This is a genomic window from Idiomarina aquatica, from assembly GCF_003987185.1.
Classification (GTDB): Bacteria; Pseudomonadota; Gammaproteobacteria; order Enterobacterales; family Alteromonadaceae; genus Idiomarina; species Idiomarina aquatica.
Genome location: NZ_PIPS01000001.1, coordinates 604,135 through 629,359, shown reverse-complemented (window position 1 = coordinate 629,359; position 25,225 = coordinate 604,135). Strand labels below are relative to the sequence as shown.

Below are 25,225 nucleotides of genomic sequence, written 5' to 3'. Positions count from 1 at the left end.
ATGACAGAGCATGCCCACGACATTTCGTTAGAGCAAGCCAAAGAACTGGTTGCCTTACTGGAAGCCGGTCAGCAGAAACGAGCCAACGAAATGCTCGACGAAGTGTACAATCGGCGCAACGACAAACTGTTTACTTCGGTAGGACAGTTAACGCGTGACCTCCACGAAGCGCTGCAGGATTTTCAGTTGGACCCCCGCATTGTGCAACTGACTGAAGACGAACTGCCCGACGCACAGAATCGTCTGCAATACGTCATTCAAAAAACCGAAGATGCCGCCAACCGCACCATGGATGCCGTGGAAGCTTGTTTGCCGATGGCAGATGACATGCATCAAAAAATCGAGCAATTAATGCCGAAATGGCAACAACTTATGGACAATAACATTGAGTTGTCTGAGTTTAAGTCGTTGTGCCACGGCGTTGACGACGTACTTAGGTCGTGTGGGCAGAACATGCCGCAGATCCACGGCTTGATGACGGAAGTATTAATGGCTCAGGATTACCAGGACATTACCGGTCAGGTCATCCGCCGTGTCATCCAGTTGGTTGAGGACGTCGAAAAGAACCTGATTGAGTTACTGAAGCTGTTTGGCGACGAAGCGAAAAAAGGTGCTAAGAAAGCGCCGCAAGCGGCCGATAAAAGTCAGGCAGAAGGACCCATTATCGACGCCGATAAGCGTGATGATGTGGTGTCCGGTCAGGACGATGTTGACGATTTATTGTCGAGTTTAGGATTCTAGGAGCAGCGATTGCATGAGCTTTGAAATGGACGAAGACATTCTGCAGGATTTTTTGATAGAAGCCGGGGAAATCCTCGAGCAACTGTCAGAGCAATTGGTAGAGCTTGAAAACGATCCTGAGAATTCAGATTTGCTGAACGCCATTTTCCGCGGTTTCCATACCGTTAAAGGTGGTGCCGGCTTTTTGAACGTGCACGCGTTAGTGGACACCTGTCATGGTGCCGAAAACGTTTTTGACACCTTGCGTAATCATCAACGCCGTGTCACTTCAGAGCTCATGGACGTCATTTTGCAGGCGCTGGACACCATCAACGCGCAGTTTGCTCAGTTGCAGGCGCGCGAAGACGTTGAAGCTGCCTCTGACCAACTGCTGCAGGCTTTGCACAAACTCAGTGAACCGGAATCGGCCGACGAACAGGACGCTGCTGCCGCTGACACCACTGAAGAAGCTCAAGCGCCCGCGGAGCCGGAACAGCCGGAACAACCGGAAAGCGAAGCCAACGACGGTGGCATCGACGAAATTCAGGAAGACGAATTCGAAGCCCTGCTCGACGAACTGCATGGCAAAGGCAAAGCGCCAACCAAAGCCGCCTCTGATGCGGCTCGTGACTCTGATGTAACTGGCGCCTCTGATGCGGCTCGTGCCTCTGATGTAGCTCGTGCCTCTGGCACGAGTAACGACGACGAAATCACCGACGACGAGTTCGAAGCCTTACTGGACGAACTGCATGGTCAGGGCAAAGCCCCAACCAAGCTAGACGCCAACAAGCCGGCCCCGGATACAGCTCGTGCCTCTGGCTCGGGTAAAGACGACGACGAAATCACCGACGACGAGTTCGAATCCTTACTTGACGAACTCCATGGCCAGGGCAAAGCCCCAACAGCCAAACCAGGCGAAGCCGCTAAACCAGCCGCAGGCGCTAAACCAAGCGAAGCTTCCAAACCCGCCGCAGGCGCTAAACCAAGCGAAGCTTCTAAACCAGGCGCAGCCTCTAAACCAAGCGAAGCGGCTAAACCCGCGGCCGGCGCAAAAACACCGCCGCCACCACCGGCAGAAACCACGGTCCGCGTTGATACCAAACGTCTTGACGAAATCATGAACATGGTCGGCGAACTGGTGTTGGTGCGTAACCGTTTACTGAGCCTCAGCAACAACGACGATAACCAAAACGCCCAGGAAATGAGCAAAGCCATTTCTAACCTGGACGTGGTAACCGGTGACTTGCAGGGTGCGGTGATGAAAACGCGTATGCAGCCGATTAAGAAAGTCTTCGGCCGCTTCCCGCGAGTGGTTCGCGACCTTGCGCGCAGCCTGAAAAAAGAAATCAACCTCGAGATGTATGGTGAAGAAACCGATCTCGACAAAAACCTGGTTGAAGCGCTTGCCGATCCCTTGGTGCATTTGGTGCGCAACTCGGTCGACCACGGTATTGAAATGCCGGATGAACGGGTTGCCAAAGGAAAGCCACGCCAGGGTACAGTAACCTTGTCGGCGTCGCAGGAAGGCGACCATATCATGCTGTCGATCAAAGACGACGGTGCGGGTATGGACGCTGAAAAACTGAAAAGCATTGCCATTAAGCGTGGCGTACTGGACGAAGACAGTGCCGCCCGCATGAGCAATGAAGACGCGTATAACCTCATTTTTGCGGCCGGTTTCTCGACCAAAGAGCAAGTGTCTGAAGTATCCGGTCGCGGTGTGGGCATGGACGTTGTAAAAACGAAAATTGCCCAGCTCAACGGTAGTGTTAAGATCAATTCAGAGCTGGGTAAAGGTACCGAGCTGCTGATCAAAGTGCCACTGACGTTGGCCATTCTGCCAACCTTAATGGTGGCGGTGAAAGATCAAACCTTCGCGCTGCCATTAGCGGTCGTCAGTGAAATCATCGACCTCGACATGAAGCGTACCAATACCGTCGATGGTCAGTTGACGCTGATTGTCCGTAACCGCGCGATACCGCTGTTCTTCCTCGAGCACTGGCTGGTGCGCAACCCGGACCGCTCAAGCCGTAACGAAAACGGTCATGTGGTGGTGGTACAAATCGGTAATCAGCAAGTCGGCTTCGTGGTCGATGCACTGATTGGCCAGGAAGAAGTGGTGATTAAGCCGCTGGATAAATTATTGCAGGGCACGCCGGGGATGGCCGGAGCAACCATCACCAGTGATGGTGGTATTGCCTTGATCATCGATGTACCGAGCATGCTCAAGTATTACGCCAAACGTTAACGGATAACCCTCCTGATGACAGTACGAGTTCTGGTGGTAGATGACTCGGCGTTTTTTCGCCGCCGAGTCACTGAGATCCTCGAACAAAACAGCCGACTGGAAGTGATCGGCTCAGCCAACGACGGCCGCGAAGCCGTTGACAAGGCCAAGTCACTCCGCCCCGACGTGATCACCATGGATATCGAAATGCCGGTTATGAACGGCATTGATGCGGTCAAAGAAATCATGCGTTCGGCGCCGTGCCCGATCCTGATGTTCAGCTCACTGACTCACGAAGGCGCCACCGCAACATTGAATGCGCTGGAAGCCGGTGCCGCCGATTTCTTACCGAAAAAGTTTGAAGACATCGCCCGTAATCGCGACGAAGCGGTAAAAACTCTGCAGGATCGCGTACTGGCCATTGCTCAGGACAGCTCGGCGCGTTCCACCCGGGCAGCAACGCCGACGCGACCGACAACCGACCCACGTCCCTCAAGCCGTGATGTCAGCAGCCATCGTGATACCAGCAGCACGTCATCGTCGGCGCTGGACCGCATTCGCCAGCGCAGTGAAGAGCGTCAACGTCAGCGTGAGCAGGCCACCGCGCCAAGCACGCCGGCGTCGACCGGCAATCTAACCATTAACCGCGCTTATCAGGTGCTGGCGATTGGTACCTCAACCGGTGGCCCGGTGGCGCTGCAAAAAATTCTGACGCAATTGCCGGAGAACTTCCCGTACCCGATCCTGATGGTGCAACATATGCCGGCGGCTTTCACCAAAGCCTTTTCGCAGCGCCTCGACGGGCTCTGTAAAGTGCGCGTGAAAGAAGCGGAAGAGGGCGATGTGCTGCGCCCCGGACACGCGTATCTGGCGCCCGGCGGCAAACAGATGATCGTCGATGGCTCGGCCAGCAGCGCACGCATTCGTATCAAAGAGGACAACAGCGGCCGGATCACCTACAAACCCAGTGTCGACATTACCTTTGCCAGCCTATCGAAATTGTTCGGCGGCAAGGTGCTGGGCGTTATCCTGACCGGCATGGGAGCCGATGGACGCGAGGGTTCACGAATGCTGAAACAGCAGGGGGCCACCATCTGGGCGCAGGATGAAGCCAGCTGCGTGGTTTACGGTATGCCACAAGCGGTCGCCAGTGCCGGTATTTCGACGCGCAGTATCAGCTTAAATGACATGGCCCGCGCCATCTTAAAAGAGGTTGGATACCACTGAGCATGATCGTATGGACCGTCGCGAACCAAAAGGGTGGTGTTGGTAAAACCACCACCACGGTTGCCCTGGCCGGACTGCTGGCTGAGCGGCAACAACGCGTACTGTGCATCGATACCGACCCGCATGCGTCACTGACTTACTATTTTGGCTTTGATTCCGAAGAGCTGCCCGCCAGCGCCTATGATGTATTCTCGGCCGGAAAAGCCATTACCCGTGAACAGGTCAAACAGGCAATTCTGCCCAGCGAAGTAAAACACCTCGACGTGATGCCGGCCACTATGGCCCTGGCCACGCTGGATCGTAAACTCGGCACGCAGGGCGGCATGGGGCTGGTGTTAAAACGCGCGCTGGCGCTGGTCGCCGACGACTACGATTACGTACTGATTGACGTGCCGCCGGTGCTTGGCGTACTGATGGTTAATGCGCTGGCCTGCTGTCATCGGGTGTTGATCCCTATGCAGACGGAGTTTCTGGCTCTGAAAGGGTTGGATCGGATGATGCGCACACTGTCCTTGATCCAAAAATCCCGCGGCCACGGTTATCGCTACACCATCATCCCGACGCTTTACGACAAGCGCACACGAGCGTCACTGGATACCTACAAAAAACTGGTGGAACGCTATGGCAATTCGGTCTGGAATGGCATGATACCCATCGATACCAAGTTTCGTGACGCCAGTAATGAACAACTGCCACCGTCGTTGTATGCGCCTAAGGCTCGCGGTGTGTTAGCCTATCAAAGTTTGTTGACCCATTTACAACAGTTAGCACAGCAGGACACAGAATGAGCGGCAGCAGCGATAAAGCCATGATGGAATACCTCAACGCCTTGCTTGAGGAAGAAAAAAAGCCCGTCGCCGAGTTCGACCACGAGCCGGTCAAACAACTGCTGCAAAAAGCGACACTAACGCGCGAAGCGCCCAAACCGGCGAGCGAAGCAAGCCCCGCACCGCGCGCAGCGCCCAAGCCGGCAAGCGAAGCAAGCCCTACACCGCGCGCAGCGCCCAAGCCGGCGAGCGAAGCAAGCCCCACACCGCGCGCAGCGCCTAAACCGGCGAACGAAGCAAGCCCTAAGCCCGATGCCATGCAGGAATACCAGCAAGGTGACTTCCAGGCGTTGTTCTTCCGCGTCGCCGGGCTCACTCTGGCGGTACCGTTAAAAAGTCTCGGTGGTATTCACACGGTCGGTAAAATCAGCCCGCTGATTGGCAAACCGAAATGGTTCAGAGGCATCATGACCGAACGTGAAGAAAAACTGCAAGTGGTCGATACAGCTAGATGGGTGATGCCGGAAAAATTAACCCCGGAGCTTGAACAGAGTATCGACTATCAATATCTGATCACGCTCAACGACAGCCCCTGGGGGCTATTGTGCGAAGAATTGGTTGACAGCGAACCGCTGCACCCGGATGCCATCCAATGGCGTAAAGGTGTCAATGAAAAGCGCCCATGGCTCGCCGGTGTGGTACGCGAACGCATGTGTGCATTGCTCGACGTCAATGCATTGATTACACTGCTGAATAACGGTTCAGGACACATTCAAAAATAACCCGGAGGCCGCGCCCTGGCGCGACCACAAAATATCGGAGCAAAAGCATGGCGACGGAAACTCGAAACGTAAAAAACACGCGTAAAAACAGCGAAACAGACGCAAACGACGAAGTATTGCAATGGGTAACCTTTCAGCTCGATCAGGAAACCTACGGCATTAACGTAATGCAGGTGCAGGAAGTCTTGCGCTACAGCGAAATCGCCCCGGTCCCCGGCGCGCCAAACTATGTGTTGGGTATCATCAATCTGCGCGGCAACGTGGTAACCGTCATCGACACCCGCCTGCGCTTTGGTCTGCCCCAAACGGAAGTGACCGACAGCACTCGTGTGGTCATTATCGAATCGGAAAAACAGGTCATCGGCATCCTGGTGGACAGTGTAGCCGAAGTGGTTTACCTGAAAAAATCAGAAATTGATACCGCACCGAACGTCGGTACCGACGAAAGCTCGCGCTTTATTCAAGGCGTCAGCAATCGCGATGACGAGTTGCTGATCCTGGTCGATCTGGACAAAATGCTGACCGACGATGAGTGGGATGAGATTTCCCGTTTGGGTTAACCAATGATGCTCTCGACGCCGTTGATCATCGCCGTGATCGCGTTAGTGCTGGCGCTGCTGGCACTGACCGCGGTGATTGTCACGTCGCGCAAACAGGCTGAGCTGATTGAACGTCAGCAACAGCGGCTGATGATGCTAACCGAAACCGCGGCTGACGTGCTGGCCCTAAAGCAACAACTGGAGCAACAACTGGAACAGCAACCCAGTCATGTTGACTATGCCCAAACCGAACAACTGCAACAGAGTCTTGAATTAAGCCTCAAGCAACAACTGGACGCGCAAAGCGAGCAACTGCAGCAGACAGTGGCACAGCTCCAGCAAGAACAGCAGTTGTTAGAGCAAAAACTGCAGCAACTGGCGGAGCAGGATCCGGGCGCAAAACTCTATCAACGCGCGGCCAAACTGATTGCCGATGGCGCCACAGTCGAAGACATCATGCAGGAATGCGACTTACCCCGTGCCGAAGCGGAGTTGCTGGTGGCGATGCGCAAATAATCCCGTTACGCCTCCCATGATGCGGGAAACTTGCCGTCCAGCAGATAGGCAAAGGCAATGATTTCAGCAATGATGATGTACAGATCGCGCGGAATTTCTTCACCCACGTTCAGCCGTGTCAGCGAATCCGATAATAACGGATCCTCGTGCACCATCACGCCATGCTCTTTTGCCACCGCGATGATTTCTTCCGCCAGTTCATCAAAGCCCTTAGCGATAACCTGCGGCGCATTGACGCCGTCATAAGAAAGTCCGATCGCTTGTTTCGATTGCTTATCGCTCATACCGTCACCCGAATAATGCCGCTTTGTTGTGTGGCCAGCGTATCAGGTACTTTGCCTTTTTGTACCGCCAACTGAATACCCTGCACCTCAAGACTGGAAAAGCGCTCGGCCAGCTTTTCGATGTGTTTTTCCATTGATCGCTGCGCGTGGTCCGATTCAGTGTAAAAATCCACCCGCGTACCAGCAGGGTGATAGCGGCCTTTAACCAGCAGCGGTCCGTACTGTTTCAATTCAAAACGCAGGGTAAATAGCCACAGTGTGCGGCCCGGTTCACCGTCTTTCGGTGGCTGCTGCTCGCGGCGGATTAATAGCTCATGTTGCTGTTGCTGCTGTTGTGCGGACGCCGGTAGCAGCACAAAGTACTCCGGGCTGCTGGTACTGGTTTCGGCCAGCCGCGCCTGACTGGTCTGGGCGCCGTTAAGTACCGCCGTAAACAACTGCATCAACCGTTGCAACTGCGTTTGTGGCAATTGCTGTAACAGCTGATTGATGCGATCGCGCACTTCGCCGGTAAACTGCGGTTCGTTGGGGCGCCGTGCCGCCGGGCGCAGAATTTCATCCAGCAATGCCTGCGTCAAATGATTGGCGTTGTGCTGTTGCAACGCCGACGCCGCGGAACTTGTTGCCGACGGTGTCGGCGCCTTTTGTAAGGTCATACCCAATAGCATCATCAGCATTTTACCCAGCCCACCGAGTTGCTGCTGAGCTTGCGCGGCCACCGGTTTGGCGGCAAACCAGTCGTTGACCCATTGTTTCAGTTGTTGCGGCTGCTGCATGGCCTCCGGCGGCGGCAACTGCTGTACCACGGCCCGCAGTAACCGCGTCAATGCCTGCTCAGGGCTGGCCGGCGCTGGCGCGGCCGTCGACATTGACGGCTGAGGCTGCGGCGGTAGCGAGCGAAGCAACTGTTGTAAGGCCTGTTGAAACTGCTGAGGGGTGATCTGGCTCGCCTGTTTCAGCATCAGCCCCTGCGGTGCGGGAGCCTGGCTGATAGGAGCCGGCGCAGGCGGCGCCGTTGCTGCGGTTGGAGAACTGGACGGGCTGGTCACTGAGCTGGCCGTGTTCAACAGCGCGGCCGCCACCGGCCGCGGTAACTGTGTCAGCGGTAGCGACAGCGTAACGGGTTGCTGCGGCGCTTTGGGGCTGACCAGTTGTACCTGCAACAGCGCCTGTGACTGCGACGGCGGTTGCGCGCCCGCTCTGGTTGCGGCGGGCGGAGTGGTTGGCAGCGGATTTTGTACGACCGGCTGTGCCGATGGCTGGCCCGTCGTTGCGCCCCGCGCAGCGGGCAATACCGCTGTTACCAGCAGCAACAGTGGTTGATTCTGATTCGCGGGCGGCAATTGTTGCAACTGCTGCTGTTGCGGCCGGTCAATGGCTATCGGCAGCGTCAGGGTCTTGCCGTTAAGGTCAAGGTTCAGCAGTACCTGTGGCGGACGCTGCAGTGCCGCGTTAGCCGGCGTCAGTGTGATGGTCACCGGCAATACCGGCAGCCGCGCGGCGGTTGGCACATCAGCCGTCGTGGTCGATGCCGGCATTTGAGTCACCGGCGCGTTGCCGGCCGCCCGTTGCAGTACCTGCATCAGCACCTTGGCCGCGTCGGCATCGACGACACGGGTCAACTGCTTAAGAACGCCCGTAGGCAGTGCCTGAGTATCGGCTTTGCCCGACGTATTCAGCAGATTTTGCAGTAACTGATTCAGTTCCATTTCAGCGTCATCCCCCGGTGACAAAGGTTACCGTTTTCGCGTGGGTTTACATGGTATTTTCGGCAATAACTGTGGTAAACTCGAGCCAATTTACGTATTTCTTTCACACTTTGATGTTTGGGTGTTGGATTAACCATCGATGACACAGTCCACGAACACGGCTATGCCACTATTACACGCCGACCGTGTAAGCTCAATTCGCAGTGGACGCGTATTGTTCTCGCAGTTGCAACTGGCCGTTCAGGCCGGCGAGATCTGGCAGATCAGCGGTGCCAACGGTGCCGGCAAGTCAACCTTACTCCGTATGTTGGCGGGGTTACTGGTGCCGAACGAGGGCGAAGTCCGTTTTAACGGCCAGCCGCTGCACCGGGTTCGCGACGACTATCATCAACAGCTGTTATACATTGGCCATAAAGCGGCCGTTAAACCCGAACTCAGTGCGCTCGAGAACGTGTTCTGGCAGCGCCGGTTGGGGGGCGACACCACCGCCACCGCCGAGCAAGCGCAGGACTGGGATGTCCTGGAACAACTCGGTTTGTTGGGGCTGGAAGAAGAAATGACCGGACGGCTGTCGGCCGGACAGCAGCGCCGCGTAGCACTCACCCGACTCTGGTGCAGCACCGCCAGCTTGTGGATCCTCGATGAGCCTTTTACCTCACTGGACGTGGATGGCATTGCGCTGTTACAACAACGTTTTCTGCAGCACCTCAGCCGCGGCGGCAGTATCGTCATGACCTCTCATCAGCCGCTGACCGACACCCAGTTGCCACTGCAGCAACTGACACTCAACAGCGCCCGGGCCGAGGTGTTGTTATGATGAACTCCTGGCAGTTATGGCGGTCGGTATTAGTGAAAGATTTGCGCATTGCCGCACGACGGCGCTCTGACGCGCTCAACCCGCTGTTGTTTTTGTTAATGGTGGTGACCTTGTTCCCGCTGGGGATTGGCCCCGGTCCGGACATTCTTGCGCGCATTGCGCCGGGTATCATCTGGGTGGCGGCACTGTTGGCAACCCTGCTCGGTCTGGATCGGCTGTTTAAGGACGACTACAACGACGGCTCACTGGAGCAGTTGTGTCTGTTGCCGCAACCGTTGGCTTTTACGCTGACCGCCAAAGTGGCAGCGCACTGGCTGTTAAGCGGACTGCCGCTGGTGATCCTGTCGCCGGTGCTGGCGTTATTACTGAATTTACCGCTGGACGCCTGGTGGGCACTGGCACTGACGCTGCTGCTGGGCACCCCGGCACTGAGTGCACTGGGTGCTATCGGCGCCGCGCTGACCTTACAGTTGCAACGTGGCGGCTCGCTGGTCAGCTTGATATTATTACCGCTGTTTATCCCGTTGCTGATTTTTGCAACCTCGGCGGTGGAAAACGCCGGCATGGGCCTGGCGGTGCAAGGACAATTGGCCATTTTGGCTGCAATCTCCGTATTAACGGTAACCCTGGCGCCGCTGGCGATGGCGGCCGCTGTCAGAATGAGTATGAATTAATATGTGGCGATGGTTACACCCTTACGCAAAACCTGAAGCAACTTATCGTTTGGTCGACAAACTGCTGCCTTGGTTCGCGGCGTTAACCGCGGTGTCACTGCTGGTCGGTATGGTCTGGGGGCTGGCGTTCGCACCGTCGGATTATCAGCAGGGTGACAGTTACCGCATTATCTACATTCATGTGCCGTCAGCGATTTTCTCCATGGGAGCCTACTTTGGCATGGCCGTGATGGGGGTGATTGCTCTGGTCTGGCAGATCAAAACCGCAGAATGGTCGATTCCCGCCATTGCGCCGGTCGGTGCCGCGATGACCGCCATTGCCCTGTTTACCGGCGCCATCTGGGGCAAGCCGATGTGGGGCACCTGGTGGGTATGGGACGCGCGGCTCACGTCGGAGCTGATCCTGTTGTTCCTGTACGTCGGTGTAATGGCGTTGTATTACGCCTTTGATGACCAGCGCACCGGTGCGAAAGCGGCAGCCATTCTGGCCATCGTCGGGGTCGTCAACCTGCCCATCATTCATTATTCCGTCGAGTGGTGGAACACCCTGCATCAGGGCGCGACCATTACTAAATTTGAGCGGCCGTCGATAGCGACCAGCATGCTCTGGCCGTTGCTCATCAGTCTGCTCGGCTTCATGCTGCTGACCATCAGCCTGGTGATGATGCGCTTTAAAAACGAATTATTACGCCATGAGTTACACCGGCCCTGGGCGCAGCGCGTACTGGGCACGGCGGAGGAGTCACACTAATGGCTTTTGACAGTTTTCAGGAATTTGTACAGATGGGCGGCTATGGCTTTTACGTCTGGTTGTCGTTCTTTCTGACCTTTTTGGTGATTGCCGGTGTCGCACTGGATGCGCTGATCGGACGTCGCCGCCTGCAACGACAAAGCAGAACATTGCAGCGTCGCAGGCAGCGTTTGTCCAAACGTCAGCAACGGCAATCGTCGCCGGTTGAGGAGTCGAAGCGATGATGAACCCACGCAGAAAAAAACGCTTAACCTGGGTGATGCTGTTGGTGGTCGGGGTATCTGTGGCCATCGGGCTGATGCTGTTTGCCATGAGCCAGAGCATTAACTTATTTTACACGCCGTCCGATTTCGTCGAAGTCGAGGAAGGCAAACAACCACCGACCGTTGGCCAGCGCATGCGCGTTGGCGGCATGGTGGTAGAAGGCTCGGTTAAACGCAACCGTGACACCCTCGAAGTGCGTTTTAACATCACTGATACCGGCCCCGAAATCACCGTGCTTTATCAGGGCATCCTGCCGGATCTGTTCCGCGAAGGGCAGGGCATTGTTGCCCAGGGCGAACTGATTGAACCGCGGGTACTGCGTGCCAGCGAAGTGCTGGCTAAGCACGACGAAGAATACATGCCGCCGGAACTGGCTGAAAAAATGAAAGGCATCAAGCACGTTAACCCGAATGCACCGGACGCCTTTAAACAGACCTCAGACGGAGAGTCGCAATGATTGCCGAAGCGGGACATCTGAGCATCGCCATCGCGCTGGCGTTTTCGGTCTTGTTGGCCGGTTACGCCCTGTACGGTGCCTGGCGCAGCCACGGTGGCGTGATGAGTTACGCGCGACCGCTGGCGATAGGGCAGTTTTTATTTACCGCCATCGCTTTTGCGCTGTTGGTCGCCGCCTTTGTGTTAAACGACTTTTCAATTGCCTACGTGGCCAATAACTCCAATACCGCGTTACCGGTGCATTACCGGGTAACCGCCGTATGGGGCTCGCACGAAGGCTCGTTTTTATTGTGGATGTTGATGCAGTCGGGCTGGATCGCCGCAGTGGCGCTGCTGTCCCGCTCAATGCCGTTGCCGATGGTGGCGCGGGTGCTGGGCATTTTAGGGCTTATCAGCATCGGCTTTTATCTGTTTATGCTGACGGTGTCTAACCCGTTTGATCGCAGTCTGCCGATGATCCCGGTGGATGGCCGCGACCTGAATCCCTTGTTGCAGGACCCCGGCATGATCATTCATCCGCCGTTGCTGTACATGGGCTATGTCGGCTTCTCGGTGGCCTTTGCTTTTGCTATTGCCGCACTTATCTCCGGTAAGCTGGATGCGGCCTGGGCGCGCTGGTCGCGGCCGTGGACGTTGGCCGCCTGGATTTTCCTCACCCTGGGTATTGCCATCGGCAGTTGGTGGGCCTATTACGAACTGGGCTGGGGTGGCTGGTGGTTCTGGGATCCGGTCGAAAACGCGTCCTTTATGCCCTGGCTGGTCGGCACCGCACTGCTGCATTCACTGGCGGTTACCGAAAAACGGGGTAGTTTTAAATCCTGGACCGTGTTACTGGCGATTGCTGCGTTCAGTTTAAGCCTACTGGGTACCTTCCTGGTTCGTTCCGGCGTACTGGTGTCGGTACACGCGTTCGCCTCAGATCCAACCCGTGGCTTGTTTATTCTGGTGTTGCTGGCGGTGGTCATCGGCGGCTCACTGGCGCTGTACGGTATGCGCGCAGCACAAATGCAGGGTTACAGCCGCTACGACGTTAATTCCCGCGAAGTGATGCTGCTGGGCAACAACGTGTTGCTGATGGCGGCCATGGTGGTGGTGTTGCTCGGTACGTTGCTGCCGTTGGTGCACAAAGAGCTGGGGATGGGCAGTATTTCCATCGGTGAACCCTTCTTTAACGAACTCTACAGCTATCTGGTGGTGCCTTTCGCGCTGCTGTTGGGCGTCGGTCCGCTGATGCGCTGGCGCCGGCAGCCGTTGCAACCGCTGCTGAAACCACTGGGTTTATGTCTTGTCTTGGCCTTGGCGCTGACCTTGGTGCTGCCGCAAATTTGGGCGGACGAATTGCCGCTGTGGGCGGCGATCGGCCTGTTTTTGGCGTTCTGGGTCGCGCTCACGACCTTCACTGAGGTGCAACAGACGCTCAAACAACGTAAACAGGGGCTGGCCGGTATCACCCGCATTCCCGGCAGTCACTGGGGCATGGTCTTAGGTCACCTTGGTTTCGCGGTGATGCTGATTGGCGTGGCGCTGGTATCTCATTACGAAACCGAGCGCGACGTCGCCATTGCACCGGGACAAACGGTGCAAGTGAGTGGTTACGATCTGACCTTTAAAGAATTGACCCATTTTGAAGGGCCGAATTACCAGGCCGATCAGGGCGTGTTCCAGTTGCATCAGGACGGCGAGCTGGTGACAGAGGTCGTCAGTGAGAAACGTTTTTATACCGTACAGCGGATGAGCATGACCGAAGTCGGTCTGGATGCCAGCCTGCTGCGCGATCTTTACATTGCCATGGGTGAGCCATTGGACGATGTTGCCGATGCCGATCAGCCCTGGGCGGTACGTTTTTACGTAAAACCTTTTGTGCGCTGGATCTGGCTGGGTGCCATCATCATGGCGATTGGCGGTGTGTTTGCGATGGCTGATAAACGCTACCGTTCACGCAAAGTGAAAGCGGACGCGTCAACGGCTAAGGAGCAACAAGCATGAGCGAAACACAAAACAAACGCCGCTGGTGGGTGTTGTTTGCGCCATTGGTGGTGTTCGCCGGGCTAGTGGTCTTTCTGTTAAAAGGCTTAGGCAGCGACCCAACCCGACTGGAATCGGTGCTGATTGATCAGCCGGTACCCAAATTTGAGGCCGTTGACCTGTTCAATACCGACAAGGTGTACAGCGAAGAGGTGCTCAAACAGGGACCATTGCTGATGAACGTCTGGGCAACCTGGTGTCCGACCTGCCGTGCTGAACACGAGTTTTTAAACCAATTGTCGGCGCAGGGGATTCCGATTGTCGGACTGAATTACAAAGACGATTCACGGGCCAAAGCCATCGACTGGCTGAACACCCTGGGTGACCCTTACACCGTTAATTTGTACGATCCGGAAGGCAACGTCGCCTTTGAATTTGGTGTCTATGGTGCGCCGGAAACCTACTTTATCGACGCCAACGGCACCATTCGTTACCGCCATGTTGGTGACGTCAACGAACGCAACTGGAACAACAAACTGCAGCAGATTTATCAGCAACTGCAACAGGAGGCTGCGCAATGAACCGCTGGTTACTGTGTATGGGTGCATTATTGCTGAGCTTCAGTGCCGCATTGCTGGCGCAGCAGGTGACCTACGACGGGCACGAGTTCGACAACGAACAGCAACGGCGCACCTACGAAGCCTTGATTAAGGAACTGCGCTGCCCTAAGTGTCAGAATCAGAACATTGCCGATTCTAACGCGCCGCTGGCGGAAGATATGCGCGAGCGGGCTTATCAGATGGTGATGGCAGGTCAGTCAAAACAGCAGGTGATCGACTATATGGTGGCGCGTTACGGTAATTTTGCCCACTATAAACCGCCGTTTAACGCCTTCACTGCGGTGCTCTGGCTGGCGCCGCTGGTGATCGCTCTGGCCGGTATCATCATTGCACTGCGGTTGTCCCGTAAACGCAGTCAGCCGGTTGCGCTGAGTGACGAAGAACAACGTGAACTGGCGCAGTTAAAAGAGAGGTCAAAGCATGATTAAGTTAGTGCTGACTCTGGCGGCGTTAGTGATTTTAGCCGTCATCGTGGTGTTATTGGCGCGGCTGTTTCAGCGCAAGCAGGATATCCGCCGCGATGCCGAAAATCAGCAATGGTATCAACAACGTCTGCGCGAACTGGAAGACGATAACGACAACGGTCGACTGAGCGCTGAAGAGTATCAACAGGCCAAAGTCGAACTCGATAAGACCTACGTCACCGACAGCCGTAACATCGAAGACGAAGTACGCTGGTTACCGGCCAAGCCCTGGTTACCGATGTTGCTGTTGGTGGTCATTTCAGTGGGTTTTTATGCCGGGTTTGGTAGCTGGTCATTGCAGCGTCAGGCAGATCAGGCGTTGCAACAATTACCCGAGTTGGGCAAAACCGTACTGCAGGAACAACAGCAGGTTGACGCAGAGACGTTGTCGACATTTGCGCTGGGACTGCGACAGAAACTCCAACGCCAGGGCGATGACCCCATTGCCTGGTGGATTTACGCCGGGCTAATGACCGATTTGCAACAGTTCGATCAGGCCAACAATGCCTTCGAACGCTCACTCAAGCTCGATCCGGATCGGGTTGGCACGTTGATCAGCTACGCCCGTTTTCTGCTCCAGAACGGCGGCGCTGACGCGAATCAGAAAGCGGCACAGTTACTGGCACGGGTGTTAAGGCTAGAGCCGTCGAATATCGACGCCTTGTCACTCAGCGGTTTTGTCGCGTTCGAAAATGGCAATTATCAGCAGGCCATTAATGCCTGGCAGCAGTTGCTGCAGTTAACACCGGACGGTGCTGCGCGCCGCTCGGCGGTGGAACAGGCCATTGCCGATGCCGAACAGCGCATGCAGCAGGACGCTCAGCAGTTAACGGTAACGGTAGAGGTCAGTGAATCGCTGCGCGATCAGATCCCGGCAGGGGCAACCTTGTTTGTTTACGTGACCGCGGCTGACGGCGCACCAATGCCGGCAGCGGTAAAACGGGTACCGGCCAGTTCGCTGCCGGTTACGGTAACCCTCAGTAACCGCGATTCGATGTTGCCGGACTACCGCATGAGCTCGCTGTCACAGTGGAAGGTACAGGCACGGGTATCGGCGGATGATAAAATCGATGCCGCCGCCGGTGATCTGAATGCCGAAGCTAAGGTTATTAAGGCTAAAGAGTCCGCCACGGTTACTCTGCAACTGTCCGAGCAGACCGTGCAGGAAAAGTAATACAGGCTTCATTCAACAAGGGAAACAAAAGAACACATGCAGAAGACGTATTTGCAAACGAGCGGCTGGTTAAAAGCACTCACCGCGGTATTGGCGATGGTGGTGTTGAGCGGTTGCTCATCAACGCCGGACGATCCCTACGCCGACAAACGTGACCCGTTTGAGGACGTTAACCGGGTGATGTGGGATTTCAACCAGGAAGTTGATGAAGCGGTCATTAAACCGGCGGCAGAAGTTTATAAAAAAGTCCCTGAACCCATCCGCACCTCGTTGCACAATATGTTTGAGAACCTGCAGGAACCCTGGTCAATGGCCAATAACCTGCTACAGGGTAAGCCGACCGATGCGGCGGTAAGCGCCGGGCGGTTTTTCTTTAACACCACCATTGGTCTGCTGGGTCTGCTTGATCCGGCCACTGAGATGGGCTTGACCAAACGCGAAGAGTCGCTCGGGCAAACGCTGGCGGTGTGGGGCGTGCCCGATGGTCCTTACCTGATGCTGCCGATCGCGGGGCCGACGGTTCTGATCGACCGTGGTACCGACTGGGTAGACGGTAATTACTTCCCGTATACCGAAATTGATACGGACTGGGATATCCCCCGTTACACCGTAAAAGGTCTGCGTGCGCGGTTGAGTTTGAGTAAGCAGGAGCAAATGCTGGAGAACTCACTGGACTCCTATACCTTTGTAAAAGAAGCCTATTTTCAAAACTGGCGCTATCAGGTGTACGACGGTAACCCACCACCAGAAGAAGACGAAGGTAACGAATCGTTCGACGATTTCGAAGAATTCGAAGAATTTTAATCATTTCGTGACATTGACGGTTCACTCATCCTGAACAATGCTTAAGGAGCGGTTACGGATATGAGGTGAACGGTCAATGTCGCAAGCAAAGGTGTTGGTCATCGAAGACGATGTCGTATTTCAGGGCCTCGTCAGCACCTACCTAAAACAATTAGATTACGATGTGCAGTGTGCGACACGTGGCGAAGAAGGCATCGCTCTGTGCCGCCGACGGCTGCCCGATATTATCCTCTGTGATTTACATTTACCCGACGTCAGCGGCTTGCAGGTCATTGAAAACCTGTTAAGCAGCGCTGCCGATCTGCCCATTATTGTGGTTTCCGCCAGCGAGTCGATGAACGACATTCGTGATGCGGTGCGCCTCGGAGCCTGGGACTATCTGGTGAAGCCGCTGGACAGCCTGGCCATTTTAAATCAGTCCATTCAACACTGCCTGAAGCGCTATCAGTTGGAGGAAACCTATCTGCACGATCGTTGGGAGCTGGATGACCACATCGAAGTGTTGTATCAGGATGATGCGTTGGTTAAACGGCTGACCAACGAGCTGCTGCCGTCCGGGCCATTGCAAATTGGCGGCTATCGGCTCGATTTTACCCTGCAGTCGCAGGAGCCTAACGCCTGGATCGATTTTCGGCCATTGACCGACGGTAATGTTCTGGTGTTGATGGCGAGTCCGCAAAATGCCACGGATCAGGCGCTGATCCCGTTACTGGTTTTTAAAACCTTGTTGGACCCTTTGTTACGTCAACACTTGTCCGGTCATGACGATACCTTATTGCACCCGGAAAAGTTATTACAGCATTTGAACACCGAGCTGTGCCATTCGCGCATTCGCACGGCGTTTGATGTCTGGGTGGGCGTGTTAAATACCCATTCCGGTCAGTGGCAGTGGGCGCAGGCCGGCGATCGCATTCATTCCGAGCCGCAGGCCCGTCCGGATCTGGCGTTGGGCATTTGGCAGCATGCTAACTTTCACTGCAGCCAGCTCACCGAGCGGCAAAAAATACACGCTCGGCTACCGCAGGGGGCAGAGGTTATGATTCAGCTCGAGACGCCTCAAACTGACGAATAGCTTTATCGATGTAGGGCAGGCTCATATTAATATTGATCGGCTGGGTAAAGAGGGGATAACCAATACCCGCCGCGAGTAACGCCGGTAGCTTCCACCAGCCAGGCACATCAACAATGGCATAAAACACCACACAGATTGGAACCAATTTGGCCAGATTACAAATCAACCGCCGTGGTACCGGCATGGCTTCCTGCGCGGCCGCCATAATGGCCGCCCGTTCGACAAAGGAATAACCGCTGAGCTGGGGGATTTTTTTAGTAGAAAAATAAAACGCCATGATGACCTGCTTTCGCCTGATTGCCTTTAGATTCAACGTATATAGTCTAAACGGATTTGCATTATAACAGTTATTTGCGGTATAAACGTGCCGAATTCTAGAATTTTAAATACAGGTAAAGAACATGGAAAAACAGCAGGTCAAGAAAGTCGTTATCCCGGTTGCGGGGCTTGGAACACGGATGCTGCCCGCAACGAAGGCTATTCCAAAGGAGATGCTGCCGTTAGTTGACAGACCTTTGATTCAGTTTATCGTGGAAGAATGCGCCGACGCCGGTTTAACCGACGTGATTTTGGTAACCCATTCCAGTAAAAACTCCATCGAGAACCATTTTGACACCAGTTTCGAACTGGAAACCACGCTCGAGCGGCGGGTAAAACGTCAGTTACTGGAAGAAGTTCAGGCGATTTGTCCTAAGGGCACCACCATCATGCACGTTCGTCAGGGCGAAGCGAAGGGCCTTGGTCATGCGGTACTGTGCGCACGTCCATTGATTGGAGATGAACCGTTTGCGGTGGTGTTACCGGACGTATTGGTTGACGAAGCCAGCTGTAATTTAAAACGCGACAACCTGGCGGAAATGAAGCGTAACTTCGAAGCGTCGGGTGCCGCGCAGGTTATGGTGGAAAAAGTGCCACGGGAAAGTGTCAGCAGCTATGGTATCGCCGACATTAACGGCGCGGACTTAAAGCCGGGCGAACAGGCACCGATCAAACAACTGGTCGAGAAGCCGGGCGTTGAAGAAGCACCCTCGGATTTGGCGGTGGTTGGGCGATATGTGTTCCCGAAAGAATTGTGGCCGCTGCTGAAGAAGACGCCGGTCGGCGCGGGTAACGAAATTCAGTTGACCGATGCGATGGCGATGTTGCTGGAAGACAAACCGGTTAATGCTTACTACATGAAGGGTCGCAGCCATGATTGTGGTAATAAGCTCGGCTACGCGAAAGCGTTTGTTGAGCACGCTTTACGCCATCCGCAGCTTGCGGCTGACATGAAAGCTTACCTTAAAACGGTCTGACAGCTTAGTTCTTGTCGTCGCGCCAAAGGCGCGACCGACTAGCCGGCGGCGGCTTTGGCGGTTTCGATTTCCTTACCCATGATAAGATCCGCCAATTGCCGCGCGCAGGGGCCGGTTTGTTCGCCCTTGGGCAACACCAGGTACAGACTGCCTTTGCGGCAGGTACTGCCTTCCAGTTCCAGCTTGCGCAATGCGCCTTTCTTCATTTCCCGTTCGGCAATGTACGGCGGCAACCAGCAAAACCCGAGTCCGGAACGCACCAAACGCAAGGCTTCGTCAAAATGACTGACGGTCCAGCGCTGTTCCGCTTTTAACCAGCCCTCATCTTCCTGAGGATTAACCGCAGTATCGCGAATAACGATTTGTAGATGCTGACTCAGCTCTTCCTGCTTGATCGGTTGTTCCAGTTGCGCCAGGGGGTGAGAGGGGTCGCAGACCAGATCCATGACATAATCATCAATCGGCTCGCCAATAAAGCCCTTAGGGACATGGTGAGTAATGACCACATCCGCCGATTTTTCCCGAATGTGCTCCAGCGTACCGGTTAACACGGTGTCTTCAATGGATAACCGGCTACCGCGGCTAAAATCCTGAAATTTGCGCAGCGCCGGGATCAGCGTGGAGCGGTCAAACACCATTTCCAGCGCCAGTTTCACTTCCGGCTCCCAGCCCTGTTCCAGATTGTGTGCCAATTGCTCCAGTTCCTGCGCGGTCTGGGTCAACTGCCGGGAGCGTCGCAACATCACCTCGCCGACGCTGGTGAGCACCGCTTTACGGCCCTTCACCTCGAGCAGTTGTACGCCAAGAACTTGTTGCAGTTTGGCTACGGCGTGGTTTAACGAAGACTGACTCTTATTGAGTTGCTCGGCTGCGTGAGCGTAGCCGCCACAGTCGATTACGGCCTGAAAAATCCGCCACTGCTCTAAGGTGGATTTTGCTCTGTAATGTGCCATATCGGTATTGATGCCGCCTTTTATCAAGAAATTACTGAAATAACTTATGTCCTCGCCGTAAGAATGGCGCGGATCGGTGCTTTGTACCCTTCAATAGTCATTTTGTGGTCATTTGGATCAAGAAAGTCGGCTAAAGATTCTCCTCGCATCCAATCCGTTGCCCGTTGCTCCTGCAGCGAGGTGGTGTTGTGATCGACCACCTCGATGTCAGTAAAACCGAGTCGTTGCATCCATACCGCCAGCGCTTTGGCACTGGGCAGGAACCAAACGTTGCGCATTTGTGCGTAGCGCTCACCCGGCATCATTACGGTGGTTTCATCGCCCTCGACGACGATGGTCTCCAGCACTAGCTGGCCGCCGGGCTTTAACAGACCTTTCAGTTGCTGCAAAAACTCCAACGGCGAGCGGCGATGATAGAGCACGCCCATGCTGAACACGGTGTCAAAGCTGTTCAGTTGCGGCATCTGTTCAATCCCGACCGGGAAAAAGTGGGCGCGCTTGGCCAGTGCCGTCGGCATGTATTTTTTAATCGCCTGAAACTGGGTTAAAAACAACTCGCCCGGATCAACCCCCCAGACATCCGCTGCACCGGCTTCCAGCATCCGCCACAGGTGATAACCACTGCCACAGCCGACATCGAGCACCTGTTTGCCCTGCAGTGAATCAATGTGTGGTGCAACCCGTTGCCACTTCCAGTCCGAGCGCCACTCGGTATCGATGTTCATGCCAAACAGCTCAAACGGGCCTTTGCGCCAGGGGCACAGTTGCATTAACAAGCCGCGCAGTTGCGCCCGCTGCGAATCAGTCGCTTGTTGCGCGCGGCCGACGGTGACGGTATCGCCAAGGCTGACATCGTCGTCACGCTCAATGCTCAGAGACGGCAGTTGTTTCAATACTCGCTGCCACTTACGAAAGTCACCGTGCGGCTTATCGGTAAATTGCCGCAGCTGTGCCGGCAGCGTCTCCAGCCAGGCTGCATGAGGGCTATCAATCAAACGCGCCAACGAAGCATTAAACCAATCCATTATTCGGTACCCTTAACCGCCATCATCGCGGCAAAATTAAAACATTGAAACCAACAACCGTAGTGGGCAAAACCTGCCTCTTCAAAACGCGCAAAATGGGTCGTCATGGAGTCAATCTTCATGACGTTTTCAATGGCGGCCCGTTTTTGGCTGATTTCTAGTTCGCTGTAACCGTTGGCACGTTTAAAATCATGATGTAGATCAACCAGTACATCGGCGATGTGTGGGTCTTCGGCGACGATTTTTTCGGCAATGAACAGCACACCGCCGGGCTTTAATCCGGAAAAAATGCGCTGAATAATCTGCTGACGCTCTTCACGCGGCACAAATTGCAACGTAAAATTCAGCACCACAATAGAGGCATCCTCGATGTGGGTTTCACGAATGTCCTCGCACCGCAGCGTTACCGGCAGTTGGCTTTTAAAGCCCTGCAAATGCAGTTGCGCGCGCTCAATCATGGCGTCGGAATTATCGACGGCAATAAGCTGAACCTGCGACGCCTGTTCACAGCCTTTACGCAGCGCAAGCGTGGCCGCACCGAGCGAGCAGCCAAGGTCATACACGTTGGACTGCGGCTGGACGTAACGCTCAGCCAACTGTGGCAACGTCTGCAAGATGCTGGAATAGCCGGGCACCGAGCGGTTGATCATATCGGGAAAAACTTCGACCACCTGCTGGTCAAAGCGAAAATCCGAAACGCTCGGCAGCGGTTTAGAAAAAATTGTGTCGCGATGGTTCATAAATAGCGTTACTGTCCGATACTTAAGATGAATAATAAACGGGTTGCTTACAATAGTTGTAGTTTACCGAACCTGCTGGAGATAATACACCGAATGAAACGTCAATGGTTTCTATTACTCTTAATACTGACCAGTGCAATAGCCACCCCAGCGTTAGCGACGGAAGAGGCTAATGACTGGCTGGTTGACCATCCGCAGGTTCGGGTCGGAGTGCCGGACGATTTGGCACCACTCATCAGCATCAGTAATGACCAGGCGCGTGGCTTTGACGTCGACGTATTAACCACCATTACCGCCGGTGTACCGATCGAGTTTGCCTGGACCCCTTGCGGCAGTTGGTCGCAATGTCTGGTTGCATTAAAAAACAAAGAAATCGATGTACTGACCAGTATGTCTTACTCTACCGAACGAGCGGCGTACACCAGTTTTACCCAGCGTTACTGGACCATGCCCTGGGCGACCCTGTCGCTGGCGACGGAAACCGGTGCCAGTGAGCGTGAAACCGACGTCAATCAACTGCGTGGTCGGCAAATTGGTGTTACCGAGGGTTACAGCGTGATCCCCATGCTGCGTAATATCGAGCAAACCGAAGTGGTTGAATACCGTTCACTGACCGACGGCATCGAAGCGCTGCAACGATCGGTGATAGATGTCTATGTCGACAGTCTGCCGATTGTGGTTGATGAATTGCAGCAGCGGCCAGTCGCCAACGCTCAGCTCAGCGTGTTAAGCGGTGCGCCGGGCGAGGACCTATTTATCGGAGTGCGCAGTGACTATCAGCCGTTGGTGGTGATTCTTAATGAAGGTATCGAAAACCTCACCGCGCTGGAGCGACAGCGCCTGCGTCGCAAATGGTACGGCTACGAGTTACAGCGTGGCTGGAGTGACCAGGAGCTGCTGAGTCTGGGGTTAAAAGTGGGTTCGGTGGTGGTGTTGCTAATTGCCGGCGTCGCTTTCTGGAACAGCCGCCTGCGCCGCGAAGTAAAATTGCGTAAAGCCGCCGAGCGACGCATACGTTACGTTGCGACCCATGACGAATTAACCGGGCTGCCGAATCGTAATCTGTTGTCGGATCGGCTCGAACAGGCGATTCTGCAACATCAGCGCAGTAATAAAGCCTTTGCCATGATGTTCCTCGATCTGGACGGTTTTAAAATCATTAACGACGACTTCGGCCACGAATACGGCGACGAGCTGCTGGTGCAGGCCGCACAGCGTCTGACCGGGTTATTGCGCAAGTCGGATACGGTATGTCGTTACGGCGGCGACGAGTTTGTGGTGTTATTACCCAGTACCAATAACGTCAACGCCGCACTGGCGGTCGCACGTAAATTGGTAGTGCACCTGGCGCGCCCCTATAAAGTCAAATCGCAGACCCTCGATGTCAGCGTCAGCATCGGCGTGGCAATGTTCCCGAAACACGGCGTCGACGAGCAAACCCTGCTGCGCTCCGCCGACAAAGCCATGTACGCGGCAAAAGCCGCCGGCAAAAACGACGTTCGCATGGCCGGATGACATTCCGTGCCAGTTCGCTATAATGTAGCGCTTCATTTTGACAACATCCAACCAACGCCGGTAGTAGGAAACGTACATGCGAACGCATTATTGTGGACAAATTAACGCAGAATTAGCAGAACAGCAGGTCACTCTGTGTGGCTGGGTTAACAAACGTCGCGACTTAGGCGGATTGATCTTTATCGATTTGCGTGACCGCGAAGGGCTTATCCAGGTGGTGTTCGACCCGGATCAGCAGGCTCTGTTCGAACAGGCTAATAAATTGCGTCAGGAGTTCTGCGTTCAGATCAAAGGCAAGGTCAACCGCCGTCCTGACAGTCAGGTTAATAAAAACATGAAAACCGGCGAGGTTGAATTGCTGGCGTCAGAGCTGAACATTTTAAGCCGCTCTGAACCGCTGCCGATCGATTTTAACTCGCAGGTCAGCGAAGAAGCGCGTTTGCGCTACCGCTACCTCGACCTGCGTCGCCCGCAGATGAATGAAAAACTGCAGTTTCGTGCGAAAGTCACCAGTGCCGTGCGTCGCTTCCTCGACGACAGTGGCTTTTTAGACATCGAAACGCCGATGCTGACTCGCGCTACACCGGAAGGCGCGCGCGACTATCTGGTGCCGAGCCGCACGCACAAAGGCCGCTTCTTTGCGTTGCCGCAAAGTCCGCAGTTGTTTAAACAGTTGCTGATGATGTCCGGTTTCGACCGTTACTATCAAATCGTAAAATGCTTCCGCGACGAAGACTTACGCGCCGATCGTCAGCCGGAATTTACCCAGATTGATATCGAAACCTCGTTCATGACCGCGGAGCAGGTGATGGAAGTCACCGAAAACATGACCCGCGAGCTGTTCCAGTCATTGCTGGGCGTTGATCTTGGCCAATTCCCGACCATGAGCTGGCACGAAGCGATGCAACGCTACGGTTCGGACAAGCCGGATCTGCGTAACCCGCTGGAGCTGGTTGACGTTGCCGATCTGCTCAAAGACGTTGAATTTAAAGTATTCTCTGGCCCGGCCAACGACGAGAAAGGTCGCGTTGCGGTTATCCGTCTGCCGGAGCAGGCCGATAACGTATCGCGCAAGATGATCGACGAATACACCAAGTTTGTCGGTATCTACGGCGCTAAAGGGTTGGCCTGGGTTAAGGTTAATGACCTGTCGCAAGGCCGCGACGGGCTGCAGTCACCGATCCTGAAATTCTTACCGGATGACGCCCTTAACGCGATTCTTGAGCGCACCGGCGCGCAAACCGGTGACGTGCTGTTCTTCGGTTCCGACAAAGCCAATGTGGTGGCCGAATCGATGGGCGCACTGCGGTTGAAACTGGGTGAAGAATTTGGCCTGGTCAGCGACGAGTGGAAACCGTTGTGGGTAGTGGACTTCCCGATGTTCGAAGAAAACGACGACGGTTCGCTGGCGGCGTTGCACCATCCGTTTACCGCACCGGTTAATGTCACGCCGGAAGAGCTCAAAGCCAACCCGGCACAGGCACTGTCGAATGCGTATGACATGGTGCTGAACGGCGTCGAAGTCGGCGGCGGTTCGGTACGTATCTTTGACAACGCCATGCAACAGGCGGTGTTCGAAGTGCTCGGCATTGGCAAAGAAGAAGCGGCCGAAAAATTCGGCTTCCTGCTGGAAGCGTTGAAGTACGGTACACCACCGCACGCCGGTCTGGCCTTTGGTCTGGATCGCCTGGTGATGCTGATGGTCGGCGCAAGCTCCATCCGTGACGTGATTGCCTTCCCGAAAACCACCACCGCCGCCTGTGTGCTGACCGACGCACCGGGGCTGGCGAACCCGGATGCATTGCAAGAACTGGGTGTTAAGAGTACGGTTGAGGATAACCAAGAGTAAACACAAAGGGTGAACT

27 protein-coding genes are annotated in these 25,225 nt (G+C 55.1%); 21 read left to right on the top strand and 6 right to left on the bottom strand.

Annotation, left to right across the window (positions count from 1 at the left end; translation table 11 throughout):
* The 7 genes from CWE23_RS03120 to CWE23_RS03090 are packed head-to-tail and all read left to right on the top strand — an operon-like array spanning nt 1 to nt 6,778.
* Nucleotides 1-741: a protein phosphatase CheZ gene (locus CWE23_RS03120; protein WP_105305861.1), complete on the top strand. Its 741-nt coding sequence runs from the start codon at nt 1-3 to the stop codon at nt 739-741.
* A 13-nt stretch (nt 742-754) separates the two neighbouring features.
* Nucleotides 755-2,968, top strand: coding sequence for a chemotaxis protein CheA (locus CWE23_RS03115; protein WP_126819407.1), 2,214 nt, complete (start codon nt 755-757; stop codon nt 2,966-2,968).
* A 15-nt stretch (nt 2,969-2,983) separates the two neighbouring features.
* Nucleotides 2,984-4,174 (top strand): protein-glutamate methylesterase/protein-glutamine glutaminase, encoded by a 1,191-nt coding sequence (locus tag CWE23_RS03110; RefSeq protein WP_126819405.1) that lies wholly within the window; start codon nt 2,984-2,986, stop codon nt 4,172-4,174.
* Between the two features lie 2 nt (nt 4,175-4,176).
* On the top strand, nt 4,177-4,962 hold the full coding sequence (locus CWE23_RS03105; RefSeq protein ID WP_105305864.1) for a ParA family protein: 786 nt from the start codon (nt 4,177-4,179) through the stop codon (nt 4,960-4,962).
* Nucleotides 4,959-5,723 carry a chemotaxis protein CheW gene (locus tag CWE23_RS03100; protein ID WP_126819404.1) on the top strand — a complete coding sequence of 255 codons (765 nt, stop codon included), beginning with the start codon at nt 4,959-4,961 and terminating at the stop codon, nt 5,721-5,723. Before CWE23_RS03105 ends, CWE23_RS03100 begins: the two co-directional genes overlap by 4 nt.
* 47 nt (nt 5,724-5,770) lie before the next feature.
* Nucleotides 5,771-6,283: a chemotaxis protein CheW gene (locus tag CWE23_RS03095; protein WP_105305866.1), complete on the top strand. Its 513-nt coding sequence runs from the start codon at nt 5,771-5,773 to the stop codon at nt 6,281-6,283.
* A gap of 3 nt (nt 6,284-6,286) precedes the next feature.
* A complete protein-coding gene (locus CWE23_RS03090) occupies nt 6,287-6,778 on the top strand; it encodes a DUF2802 domain-containing protein (protein WP_241970516.1) in 492 nt (163 codons plus the stop codon).
* A 5-nt stretch (nt 6,779-6,783) separates the two neighbouring features.
* On the opposite strand, the gene CWE23_RS03085 is transcribed toward CWE23_RS03090, so the two are convergent.
* Together CWE23_RS03085 and CWE23_RS03080 are read right to left on the bottom strand one after the other, a co-directional pair.
* The gene (locus CWE23_RS03085; RefSeq protein WP_126819402.1) at nt 6,784-7,062 is read right to left on the bottom strand and encodes an EscU/YscU/HrcU family type III secretion system export apparatus switch protein; all 279 of its coding nucleotides are present in this window, start codon (nt 7,060-7,062) and stop codon (nt 6,784-6,786) included.
* Entirely contained in the window at nt 7,059-8,771 is a 1,713-nt protein-coding gene (locus tag CWE23_RS03080) for a flagellar hook-length control protein FliK (protein ID WP_126819400.1), read from the bottom strand. The genes CWE23_RS03085 and CWE23_RS03080 overlap by 4 nt, the downstream gene beginning before the upstream one ends.
* Nucleotides 8,772-8,910: 139 nt before the next feature.
* Between CWE23_RS03080 and ccmA the strand changes: the two genes are divergently transcribed.
* The 11 genes from ccmA to CWE23_RS03025 all read left to right on the top strand — a co-directional run bounded on the left by ccmA (nt 8,911) and on the right by CWE23_RS03025 (nt 17,832).
* The gene (ccmA, locus tag CWE23_RS03075) at nt 8,911-9,588 is read left to right on the top strand and encodes a cytochrome c biogenesis heme-transporting ATPase CcmA (RefSeq protein WP_105305870.1); all 678 of its coding nucleotides are present in this window, start codon (nt 8,911-8,913) and stop codon (nt 9,586-9,588) included.
* The gene (gene ccmB, locus CWE23_RS03070; RefSeq protein WP_105307687.1) at nt 9,588-10,262 is read left to right on the top strand and encodes a heme exporter protein CcmB; all 675 of its coding nucleotides are present in this window, start codon (nt 9,588-9,590) and stop codon (nt 10,260-10,262) included. The genes ccmA and ccmB overlap by 1 nt, the downstream gene beginning before the upstream one ends.
* A 1-nt stretch (nt 10,263) precedes the next feature.
* Nucleotides 10,264-11,013: a heme ABC transporter permease gene (locus tag CWE23_RS03065; protein WP_105305871.1), complete on the top strand. Its 750-nt coding sequence runs from the start codon at nt 10,264-10,266 to the stop codon at nt 11,011-11,013.
* The gene (gene ccmD, locus CWE23_RS03060) at nt 11,013-11,237 is read left to right on the top strand and encodes a heme exporter protein CcmD (protein WP_105305872.1); all 225 of its coding nucleotides are present in this window, start codon (nt 11,013-11,015) and stop codon (nt 11,235-11,237) included. Before CWE23_RS03065 ends, ccmD begins: the two co-directional genes overlap by 1 nt.
* Entirely contained in the window at nt 11,237-11,734 is a 498-nt protein-coding gene (gene ccmE, locus CWE23_RS03055) for a cytochrome c maturation protein CcmE (protein WP_105307688.1), read from the top strand. The genes ccmD and ccmE overlap by 1 nt, the downstream gene beginning before the upstream one ends.
* Nucleotides 11,731-13,719 (top strand): heme lyase CcmF/NrfE family subunit, encoded by a 1,989-nt coding sequence (locus CWE23_RS03050; protein ID WP_126819398.1) that lies wholly within the window; start codon nt 11,731-11,733, stop codon nt 13,717-13,719. Before ccmE ends, CWE23_RS03050 begins: the two co-directional genes overlap by 4 nt.
* A complete protein-coding gene (locus CWE23_RS03045) occupies nt 13,716-14,279 on the top strand; it encodes a DsbE family thiol:disulfide interchange protein (RefSeq protein WP_105305874.1) in 564 nt (187 codons plus the stop codon). Before CWE23_RS03050 ends, CWE23_RS03045 begins: the two co-directional genes overlap by 4 nt.
* Nucleotides 14,276-14,746: a cytochrome c-type biogenesis protein gene (locus CWE23_RS03040; protein ID WP_126819397.1), complete on the top strand. Its 471-nt coding sequence runs from the start codon at nt 14,276-14,278 to the stop codon at nt 14,744-14,746. Before CWE23_RS03045 ends, CWE23_RS03040 begins: the two co-directional genes overlap by 4 nt.
* A complete protein-coding gene (ccmI, locus tag CWE23_RS03035; RefSeq protein ID WP_105305876.1) occupies nt 14,739-15,956 on the top strand; it encodes a c-type cytochrome biogenesis protein CcmI in 1,218 nt (405 codons plus the stop codon). Before CWE23_RS03040 ends, ccmI begins: the two co-directional genes overlap by 8 nt.
* A gap of 36 nt (nt 15,957-15,992) precedes the next feature.
* Nucleotides 15,993-16,760: an MlaA family lipoprotein gene (locus CWE23_RS03030; protein WP_187346277.1), complete on the top strand. Its 768-nt coding sequence runs from the start codon at nt 15,993-15,995 to the stop codon at nt 16,758-16,760.
* A 76-nt stretch (nt 16,761-16,836) separates the two neighbouring features.
* Nucleotides 16,837-17,832 (top strand): response regulator, encoded by a 996-nt coding sequence (locus CWE23_RS03025; protein ID WP_105305877.1) that lies wholly within the window; start codon nt 16,837-16,839, stop codon nt 17,830-17,832.
* Here the strand turns inward: CWE23_RS03025 and CWE23_RS03020 are convergent.
* Entirely contained in the window at nt 17,795-18,109 is a 315-nt protein-coding gene (locus CWE23_RS03020; RefSeq protein ID WP_105305878.1) for a DUF6170 family protein, read from the bottom strand. The genes CWE23_RS03025 and CWE23_RS03020 overlap by 38 nt on opposite strands.
* A 124-nt stretch (nt 18,110-18,233) precedes the next feature.
* Between CWE23_RS03020 and galU the strand changes: the two genes are divergently transcribed.
* Nucleotides 18,234-19,127 carry a UTP--glucose-1-phosphate uridylyltransferase GalU gene (gene galU / locus CWE23_RS03015; protein ID WP_126819395.1) on the top strand — a complete coding sequence of 298 codons (894 nt, stop codon included), beginning with the start codon at nt 18,234-18,236 and terminating at the stop codon, nt 19,125-19,127.
* 38 nt (nt 19,128-19,165) lie between these two features.
* Here galU and CWE23_RS03010 read toward each other — a convergent pair whose 3' ends face one another.
* The 3 genes from CWE23_RS03010 to cmoA are packed head-to-tail and all read right to left on the bottom strand — an operon-like array spanning nt 19,166 to nt 21,845.
* Complete coding sequence (locus CWE23_RS03010) at nt 19,166-20,080, bottom strand: LysR family transcriptional regulator (protein WP_105307690.1); 915 nt, start codon at nt 20,078-20,080, stop codon at nt 19,166-19,168.
* Between the two features lie 44 nt (nt 20,081-20,124).
* The gene (gene cmoB / locus CWE23_RS03005) at nt 20,125-21,105 is read right to left on the bottom strand and encodes a tRNA 5-methoxyuridine(34)/uridine 5-oxyacetic acid(34) synthase CmoB (RefSeq protein ID WP_126819394.1); all 981 of its coding nucleotides are present in this window, start codon (nt 21,103-21,105) and stop codon (nt 20,125-20,127) included.
* Entirely contained in the window at nt 21,105-21,845 is a 741-nt protein-coding gene (cmoA, locus tag CWE23_RS03000; protein ID WP_105305881.1) for a carboxy-S-adenosyl-L-methionine synthase CmoA, read from the bottom strand. Before cmoA ends, cmoB begins: the two co-directional genes overlap by 1 nt.
* Before the next feature lie 93 nt (nt 21,846-21,938).
* Between cmoA and CWE23_RS02995 the strand changes: the two genes are divergently transcribed.
* Both CWE23_RS02995 and aspS read left to right on the top strand, forming a co-directional pair.
* On the top strand, nt 21,939-23,360 hold the full coding sequence (locus tag CWE23_RS02995; protein WP_126819392.1) for a diguanylate cyclase domain-containing protein: 1,422 nt from the start codon (nt 21,939-21,941) through the stop codon (nt 23,358-23,360).
* Between the two features lie 76 nt (nt 23,361-23,436).
* The gene (gene aspS / locus CWE23_RS02990; protein ID WP_126819391.1) at nt 23,437-25,209 is read left to right on the top strand and encodes an aspartate--tRNA ligase; all 1,773 of its coding nucleotides are present in this window, start codon (nt 23,437-23,439) and stop codon (nt 25,207-25,209) included.
* Nucleotides 25,210-25,225 lie beyond the last annotated feature (16 nt).

Coding starts and splice junctions, on each gene's coding strand:
- CWE23_RS03120 (WP_105305861.1), top strand. CDS start 1: ATGACAGAGCATGCCCACGACATTTCGTTAGAGCAAGCCAAAGAACTG.
- CWE23_RS03115 (WP_126819407.1), top strand. CDS start 755: ATGAGCTTTGAAATGGACGAAGACATTCTGCAGGATTTTTTGATAGAA.
- CWE23_RS03110 (WP_126819405.1), top strand. CDS start 2,984: ATGACAGTACGAGTTCTGGTGGTAGATGACTCGGCGTTTTTTCGCCGC.
- CWE23_RS03105 (WP_105305864.1), top strand. CDS start 4,177: ATGATCGTATGGACCGTCGCGAACCAAAAGGGTGGTGTTGGTAAAACC.
- CWE23_RS03100 (WP_126819404.1), top strand. CDS start 4,959: ATGAGCGGCAGCAGCGATAAAGCCATGATGGAATACCTCAACGCCTTG.
- CWE23_RS03095 (WP_105305866.1), top strand. CDS start 5,771: ATGGCGACGGAAACTCGAAACGTAAAAAACACGCGTAAAAACAGCGAA.
- CWE23_RS03090 (WP_241970516.1), top strand. CDS start 6,287: ATGATGCTCTCGACGCCGTTGATCATCGCCGTGATCGCGTTAGTGCTG.
- CWE23_RS03085 (WP_126819402.1), bottom strand. CDS start 7,062: ATGAGCGATAAGCAATCGAAACAAGCGATCGGACTTTCTTATGACGGC.
- CWE23_RS03080 (WP_126819400.1), bottom strand. CDS start 8,771: ATGGAACTGAATCAGTTACTGCAAAATCTGCTGAATACGTCGGGCAAA.
- ccmA (WP_105305870.1), top strand. CDS start 8,911: ATGACACAGTCCACGAACACGGCTATGCCACTATTACACGCCGACCGT.
- ccmB (WP_105307687.1), top strand. CDS start 9,588: ATGAACTCCTGGCAGTTATGGCGGTCGGTATTAGTGAAAGATTTGCGC.
- CWE23_RS03065 (WP_105305871.1), top strand. CDS start 10,264: ATGTGGCGATGGTTACACCCTTACGCAAAACCTGAAGCAACTTATCGT.
- ccmD (WP_105305872.1), top strand. CDS start 11,013: ATGGCTTTTGACAGTTTTCAGGAATTTGTACAGATGGGCGGCTATGGC.
- ccmE (WP_105307688.1), top strand. CDS start 11,237: ATGAACCCACGCAGAAAAAAACGCTTAACCTGGGTGATGCTGTTGGTG.
- CWE23_RS03050 (WP_126819398.1), top strand. CDS start 11,731: ATGATTGCCGAAGCGGGACATCTGAGCATCGCCATCGCGCTGGCGTTT.
- CWE23_RS03045 (WP_105305874.1), top strand. CDS start 13,716: ATGAGCGAAACACAAAACAAACGCCGCTGGTGGGTGTTGTTTGCGCCA.
- CWE23_RS03040 (WP_126819397.1), top strand. CDS start 14,276: ATGAACCGCTGGTTACTGTGTATGGGTGCATTATTGCTGAGCTTCAGT.
- ccmI (WP_105305876.1), top strand. CDS start 14,739: ATGATTAAGTTAGTGCTGACTCTGGCGGCGTTAGTGATTTTAGCCGTC.
- CWE23_RS03030 (WP_187346277.1), top strand. CDS start 15,993: ATGCAGAAGACGTATTTGCAAACGAGCGGCTGGTTAAAAGCACTCACC.
- CWE23_RS03025 (WP_105305877.1), top strand. CDS start 16,837: ATGTCGCAAGCAAAGGTGTTGGTCATCGAAGACGATGTCGTATTTCAG.
- CWE23_RS03020 (WP_105305878.1), bottom strand. CDS start 18,109: ATGGCGTTTTATTTTTCTACTAAAAAAATCCCCCAGCTCAGCGGTTAT.
- galU (WP_126819395.1), top strand. CDS start 18,234: ATGGAAAAACAGCAGGTCAAGAAAGTCGTTATCCCGGTTGCGGGGCTT.
- CWE23_RS03010 (WP_105307690.1), bottom strand. CDS start 20,080: ATGGCACATTACAGAGCAAAATCCACCTTAGAGCAGTGGCGGATTTTT.
- cmoB (WP_126819394.1), bottom strand. CDS start 21,105: ATGGATTGGTTTAATGCTTCGTTGGCGCGTTTGATTGATAGCCCTCAT.
- cmoA (WP_105305881.1), bottom strand. CDS start 21,845: ATGAACCATCGCGACACAATTTTTTCTAAACCGCTGCCGAGCGTTTCG.
- CWE23_RS02995 (WP_126819392.1), top strand. CDS start 21,939: ATGAAACGTCAATGGTTTCTATTACTCTTAATACTGACCAGTGCAATA.
- aspS (WP_126819391.1), top strand. CDS start 23,437: ATGCGAACGCATTATTGTGGACAAATTAACGCAGAATTAGCAGAACAG.